Source organism: Limimaricola litoreus, from assembly GCF_024159025.1.
Classification (GTDB): Bacteria; Pseudomonadota; Alphaproteobacteria; order Rhodobacterales; family Rhodobacteraceae; genus Limimaricola; species Limimaricola litoreus.
Genome location: NZ_JAMYXC010000081.1, coordinates 1 through 2487, shown reverse-complemented (window position 1 = coordinate 2487; position 2487 = coordinate 1). Strand labels below are relative to the sequence as shown.

Sequence of the window (2487 nt, the reverse complement as noted above, 5' to 3'; positions counted from 1 at the left end):
GGCCCAGAGCTCGGCCCGCAGCGCCGCGGCGCGCTCATACATCACCACCAGGGCGGCGGGCCAGAGCCCGGGGTTGAGCGGCGAGACGCCGCGATCGCCCAGCGCCCGTCCGCGCCGCTCGCGGATCAGCCGGTCGATCTCGCGGATCAGCCCGTCGGCATGGGCATAGGCCTCGTCGGCCAGCCGCACCGGGGCGCGCAGCTGCATCAGCCGCTCGGTGAGCGCCGCGCGCCGCTCGGCGATCGAGCCATCCTCGCCGCCGCCCTCGGGCGCGGCACCAAGCGCGGTGAGCTGCGCCTCGACGGTGCCGATACGGCTGCTGTTGGCGCCGCGTGCCAACTGGAACCTGTCGCGCCAGACCACCAGATCGCCGCGCAGCCGTTGCAGCGCGAAATCCGATCCCTGCCCGCGCTGCGAGAGCGACTCGCTGCGCGCCGCCGTGCGCTCCCAGCTTTCCCAGTTCACGCCATTTTCGGCCAGAACCGCCGCGAGCGGGCCGGTGCCGGGCAGCGCCGTGTCGGGCGCGGCATAGGCCGTGGCCGGGGTCAGTGTCGTCTCGGCTTCAACTTCCTCGGTTGCATCCGCCTCGTCCCCGGTGGTCTCGCCCTCGTCCGGCAGGACGACCTCGGGGCTCAGCGTCTCCTCGACGCTGGCGGCGGGCGGGTCGGGGGGCACGGCCTCCGGCGCCGCGGCCTCCTCGGTCCCGGTGCTTTCGGTGGTGCCGAACAGCCCGCCCACCGCGGGCGCGATGCCTTGCGCCATGACAGCTCCGGCCGCGAGCGCGCACCAAAGCGACAACAGCAGCGCGGCCGCGAGGCGCGGCCCCGCCGAAATGCGGGCGATCATGCGTCCTCGAAGACGCCCGGGATGGAGGACGGGCCCCGGTCGAGCCAGTCCGGCGCGGGCAGCCCCTTGGACTTCAGGAAGTCGGGGTTGAACAGCTTGGACTGGTAGCGCGTGCCGTAATCGCACAGCACGGTGACGATGGTGTGCCCCGGCCCCAGCTCGCGCGCCAGACGGATCGCGCCCGCGACATTGATGCCCGAGGAACCGCCAAGGCACAGCCCCTCGTGCTTGAGGAGGTCGAAGACGATCGGCAGCGCCTCGCTGTCGGGGATCTTGTAGCTGTAATCGGGGGTGAAGCCCTCGAGATTGGCGGTGATCCGCCCCTGCCCGATACCCTCGGTGATCGAATCGCCCTCGGACTTCAGCTCCCCGGTGGTGTAGAAGCTGTGCAGCGCCGCACCCTCGGGATCGGCAAGGCCGATCTTCACGCCCTTGGGCTGAAGCGCCATGCCGGTGCCCGCCAGCGTGCCGCCCGTGCCCACCGCGCAGATGAAGCCGTCGACCTTGCCCTTGGTCTGCTCCCAGATCTCGGGGCCGGTGGCGTCGATATGCGCCTGACGGTTGGCCACGTTGTCGAACTGGTTGGCCCAGAGCACGCCCTCGGGCGTGGTGCGCGCCAGCTCCTCGGCCAGCCGGCCCGAATAGCGCACGTAGTTGTTGGGGTTGCGATAGGGCGCGGCGGGGACCTGCACCAGCTCGGCGCCCGCCAGCCGCAGCATGTCCTTCTTTTCCTGGCTCTGGGTCTCGGGGATCACGATCACCGTCTTGAAGCCCATCGAAGCGCCGACCAGTGCCAGACCGATGCCGGTGTTGCCGGCGGTGCCCTCGACGATGGTGCCGCCGGGCTTGAGCGTGCCCTTCTGAACCGCGTCGCGGATCATCCACAGCGCCGCGCGGTCCTTGACCGATTGGCCGGGGTTCAGGAATTCGGCCTTGCCCAGGATCTCGCAGCCCGTCGCCTCGGAGGCGGCCTTGAGCCGGATCAGGGGGGTGTTGCCGACGGCGGCGGCGAGGTCGGATTTGATGTCCATGGGGCAGCCTTTCCTGTGTTGTCCGAGCAATAGGCAGCGTGCGCCCGAAACTCAAGCACCCGACGGAGGCGCGGCGTCGCGCAAGCTTACACGATGATGTGCGAGCCAGTAGAGCATCGCCTGCAGCGGCAGCACCTCGATCTCGCCCCTCCCGACGAGCGCCATGGCCCGGTCGAAGGAGACCGCGTGCAGCCGCAGATCCTCGTCCTCCTCGGCAAGCCCGCCGCGCCAGCTTTCCTCTCGCGGTAGCTCGGCGAGCGCGAGGAAGCAGTGAAAGAAATCGGTGTTCGAGCCGGGCGAGGGATAGCCGTCGAAGATCGGGATCAGCCTGTCGAGCACCAGCCCCGCCTCCTCGCGCGCCTCGCGCAGCCCGGCCTCCTCGGGGGTCTCACCCGGATCGACGATCCCGGCGACGGGCTCCAGCGTCCAGGGATTGGCCGCGCCGCGCCGCGCCGGTCCGGTGCGGAACTGCTCGACCAGCAGCACCCGGTCGCTGCGCGGATCATAGGGCAGCACCAGCGCCGCATCGACGCCGAAGAACTTCACCAAGGCGATCTGCGACGCCGCCGGTGCGCCCACCGCGGGCTATGCGCATTTCACCGATCTGGCC

Annotated in this window: 3 protein-coding genes; all 3 read right to left on the bottom strand. The window is 70.6% G+C overall.

Features of this window, described 5'->3' with window-relative positions; translation table 11 throughout:
- Positions 1-846, bottom strand: an 846-nt coding sequence (locus tag NHG85_RS05910; RefSeq protein ID WP_253330699.1) for a DUF3772 domain-containing protein, incomplete at its 3' end; no start/stop codon positions are given.
- On the bottom strand, positions 843-1877 hold the full coding sequence (locus NHG85_RS05905; RefSeq protein WP_253330697.1) for a cysteine synthase A: 1035 nt from the start codon (positions 1875-1877) through the stop codon (positions 843-845). The genes NHG85_RS05910 and NHG85_RS05905, both read right to left, overlap by 4 nt.
- A 51-nt stretch (positions 1878-1928) precedes the next feature.
- Positions 1929-2393, bottom strand: coding sequence for an NUDIX domain-containing protein (locus NHG85_RS05900; protein ID WP_370362979.1), 465 nt, complete (start codon positions 2391-2393; stop codon positions 1929-1931).
- Positions 2394-2487: the final 94 nt, after the last annotated feature.

What these genes read in the sequence shown, in the direction of transcription:
- NHG85_RS05905 (WP_253330697.1), bottom strand. Translation starts at nt 1,877, where the DNA reads ATGGACATCAAATCCGACCTCGCCGCCGCCGTCGGCAACACCCCCCTG.